Below are 4249 nucleotides of genomic sequence, written 5' to 3' on the forward strand. Positions count from 1 at the left end.
CAAAAAGGCCATAACGGGCTGATAAAGAAGCGCGCTAACCAACCGGTCACATTGGAATCGCTGACTGCACCGGTACCCGCATATTCAATACGTGCATCAGCCAGTTTGGTGGAGACGATCGTATTGTCCTGACCAACATCCTGCGGCCGCACCAAGCCGCTGACCCGGATATACTCCTCTCCCTGATTAAGCGTCAGCCACTTTTCGCCGCGTACAAGCAAACTGCCATTGGGCAGTACATCATGAACGGTAACCGTAATATTGCCGCTCAGGCTGTTGCTCATATCTGATTTACCTTCGCCCTCAAACTCAGTTTTGGATTCTGCTAGCGACGCACTGAGTGGCTGGCCAAACGCGCTCACACCACTGCCAAACAACGTTGGCTGCGGCAAATTAAACTCGTTGGACTTATCCACCGACGTTTTTGCACTTTTTGAAGACTGAGTACTTTCGGTCAGTACCACGGTGATGATGTCGCCAATACGCGTGGCACGACCATCACCGTAAATGTCACGACTTGTCGACGCACTGTAGATTGAACCCGTTACCGGACGTACGGGTTGCAGGTGCTGAGGTGCCACCGGCGCATAATACGGATTGTCCGGCTTTGCGACTTTCTGCACACAGCCTGTCAGGGACAGTAAAGCCATAAGCCCGATGATCCATTTCGCCTGAGTCTTCATCATATTCACCTGCGCGTATTAGTTATCAGAGCTGCTGGCTCACGAAGGAGAGCATCTCATCCGCTGTAGAGATCACTTTTGAGTTCATCTCATACGCACGCTGCGTAGTGATCATGGTGACCAGCTCCTCTACCGCATTGACGTTGGAGGTCTCCAGTGCGCCCTGACGCAAAATACCGGAGCCCGCATCACCGGGATTATTCAGCGCCGGTGCGCCACTGGCAGCTGTTTCCAAAAACAGGTTTTGCCCCATCGCCTGTAAACCGGCCGGGTTAACAAAATCTGCCAGCTCAATCTGACCGACCTGAGTTGCCGCCGTACTGCCTGCGGTAGCGACGGTCACGATACCGTCCACACCCACGGTGAAGTTGGTGACTTCAGCCGGCAAGGTGATAGCCGGTTCCAGCAGATAGCCTTCCGCGGTCACAAGCTCGTTATCGGCATTCAGATGAAACTGTCCGTTTCGGGTATAGCCAATTTCACCCGAAGGCAGTGTCACCTGAAAGAAACCACGACCATTAATGGCCACATCAAAGGTCTGATCAGTGATCTCCAGATCACCGGTACTAAATAGTTTCTGTGTACCCACAACCTTGACACCACTGCCGACCTGCAAACCTGATGGCAGTTGGGAGTCTTCAGCAGACTGAGCGCCCGGCTGACGACGGATTTGATACAACAGATCTTCAAATACCGCGCGATCCTTTTTAAAACCAACGGTAGAAACGTTTGCCAGGTTGTTGGAGATCACCTTGAGCGACGTATCTTGTGCACTCAAACCTGTTTTTGCTACGAATAGAGCACCATGCATTTTTTATTCTCCGGTATCCGTTTCTACATCAGCTCAACTGCAGGATCTTAGTCGCTGCGGTTGAGTTATCTTCGGCAGTTTTCATCATCTTGATATGCATCTCAAACTGCCGAGACAGCGAGATCATACTGGTCAGTTCACTGACCCCGTTCACGTTACTGGATTCGAGATATCCCGAACGGATCTGGACATCCAGCGCTGGCAATAATGGTTGCTGATTATCCGTCCGCATCAACCCATCCAGCCCTTTAAACAGCGTGCCGTCTTCAGGCTTAACCATCTTAATGCTGTCGACAAGAATCAGCTCATTTGCGGCAGCACCCTGCTCACGAACGGTAATACTGCCGTCGTTTGAAATTTCGATCTGCTCAATCGGCGGCAATGTAATGGGTTCCCCCCCATTGCCGATAACCGGCAATCCACTGCCGGTCACTATCCGCCCCTGGGCATCAATCTGCAGCTCACCCGCACGGGTATATCCTTCTGTACCATCAGGCGCCTGAACCGCAATCCAGCCTTCGCCCTGAATAGCGACATCCAGTTGACGGCCCGTTTCCATCAGGGTGCCAGAATCGGTATTGGTTGCCGGACGCTCGCTCATGGCATACACGCGGGACGGGTGCCCCTCGCCAAAGACCTGCATGGCACGGGCCTGTGCCAGATCAGACTTAAAACCAGTGGTTGTTGCGTTGGCTAAGTTGTTGGCATGCGCTTGCTGTGAGAGCATATTCTCCCGTGCACCGCTCATACCCAAATAAAGCACTTTATCCATTACCCATTCCCATATCGTCAGGATTGCCGCTTTATAGGTAATAGCAATGTATGTGCCAAAAACGAAAAAGAGCCCCAAAGGGCCCTTTCAATGTGGAGAACTGTGTCCGATATTTAGATCTGAAGAATCGCCTGTGTAACAGTATTCAAGGTCTCCAGCGTCTTGGAGTTCGCCTGGAAGTTACGCTGCGCTTCGATCAAATTCACCAGTTCAGCAGACAAGTCTACGTTAGACTGCTCCAATGCTGCAGATTGCAAAGTACCATTTAGACCAGTACCTGGCGGGTTCAAAATCGCGTCACCGGAGTTAATACTAGCAACCCACTCAGTATCACCAGAAGGCTGCAAGCCGGCCTGGTTTTCAAAGGTAGCAATTGCCACCACTCCCAGATTTTGGCTCTGCCCATTAGAGAAGCTCGCAATCATCTCACCGGATTCACCAAATGTCACACCAACCAAATCGCCCTTGGTATAACCATCCTGCACTGAGGCCTTAACAATTGAATCAGATGCAAATTGCGTTGAACCGGTAATATCAAGTGAAATGGTGGTCTCTGCAGAAGCTGGATCAGCACCTGTGATAGTAATTTTCGGTGCAGCACCTCCCGCAGAAAACGAGTTGCCATTTACAGCGGTAAGAAAACCGTTAGATGGATCAAACTTAATCAGAATCGGCCCGACTTCTGTCGCATTACTTGCCGAACCTGTTTCACCCGGATCAACTACCTTACCCACATTGAGTTGCTGCTCACCATTAAGGTACGCATACATGCGGTACACACCCTGATAAGAGCTGTCTCCATCAACAACCTCTTTCTCAGATAACACCGGAACATTGCTGTCACCAACACTACCCACTGTAACCGTAATCTCATCAGCTTCGATACTTTCGTCCGGCTTATAAGTTACGATAATGCTATAGTCTGCGCCGCTACGCTGAAGGGTTACACTCTCAACTTTGGGCTCTGAGTCAATTATCTTAGATTCTGCAGCCGTGATTGCAGCCGCAACCTCTTCTTCATCCATGCCATTTTCCAGCTGCACTTCAACTCCCGCAAAACTAACAACGGTATCAGCAACAAGGCTACCACTTTCAAAAGCACGGTCATTTAATTGATAGGTATGAATTTCATTCGCATCTATCTGTGAAGACGTATGACTCTCTAACGTCCCACCTACAAGATTATTAAACTGAATCAGGTCTACATCTGTAGCCTCCGCCTTAAACGTAACTAAAAGGCTATTCGTATTACTATCAACTTCCAGTGACGCAATACGCTCATCAGCGGCTAAAATCTTATCCGCTTCTAGCTGTGCCGAAGCTCCACTGTTATACACTAGACTCTGCGCCGCATTCGCTGGATAGGTAATTACCGTTGGTTCGTCTGGTGCAGCTTGAGCGGTCGACTCAACAGTCAGCGGTGCAATTGCGGTTTGCGGCACAGAAACCGCATCTTCATATGTCAAAGTGAGTCGGCCCGAAGACGTATCGTAATCCACCTCCTTGACCATATCTTCAAGATCGCCACCAGCTCCCGTTGCAGCAATGAGGCCCGTACGTATTGCTGAAGAAATTTCTGCTGCAGTATCCCCAAACTCATAAGCAATATCGACGGTAACTACATCCGTAGCATTCCAAGCAGATCCATCAGTCGGCAAATCCGGCAGGGTTACAGTAATCGTTCCATCTTCGGTTGCCGAACCACTAATTCCGAAGCTAATTTCTCCACCACCCGTCCCTACTTTATCAACACTCGGCCCCACTACATCCACAAATTGAGAATAAGGCACAGCAACAGATACGGCATTAATACTAAGGCGCCCACTATCTTCTGTGCCCTTTTCATACTCAATAGTTATTGTATCAGTGACGCCATCGTAGGACGCGCCTTTCACCAAGCCATCAAACGCCCCGCCCTCCAATGCTTCAAAATTGATAGCATCCACCATCGCCTGAGATGCATTGGCAGGCGTTGTGTCATCC

General features: G+C 50.0%; 4 protein-coding genes. All 4 read right to left on the reverse strand.

What is annotated here, in order from left to right:
* Nucleotides 1-686: flagellar basal body L-ring protein FlgH (gene flgH / locus ABYW01_RS15485; RefSeq protein ID WP_372834344.1), on the reverse strand; the 686-nt coding region annotated here is incomplete at its 3' end.
* A gap of 22 nt (nt 687-708) precedes the next feature.
* On the reverse strand, nt 709-1494 hold the full coding sequence (gene flgG / locus ABYW01_RS15490) for a flagellar basal-body rod protein FlgG (protein WP_372834346.1): 786 nt from the start codon (nt 1492-1494) through the stop codon (nt 709-711).
* Nucleotides 1495-1522: 28 nt separating this feature from the next.
* Nucleotides 1523-2266 carry a flagellar basal-body rod protein FlgF gene (gene flgF, locus ABYW01_RS15495; RefSeq protein WP_372834349.1) on the reverse strand — a complete coding sequence of 248 codons (744 nt, stop codon included), beginning with the start codon at nt 2264-2266 and terminating at the stop codon, nt 1523-1525.
* A gap of 113 nt (nt 2267-2379) precedes the next feature.
* The coding region (locus tag ABYW01_RS15500; RefSeq protein ID WP_372834351.1) for a flagellar hook-basal body complex protein at nt 2380-4249 on the reverse strand (1870 nt) is incomplete at its 5' end.

It is taken from the genome of Pontibacterium sp. (genome assembly GCF_041587635.1).
Lineage (GTDB): Bacteria > Pseudomonadota > Gammaproteobacteria > Pseudomonadales > Balneatricaceae > Pontibacterium.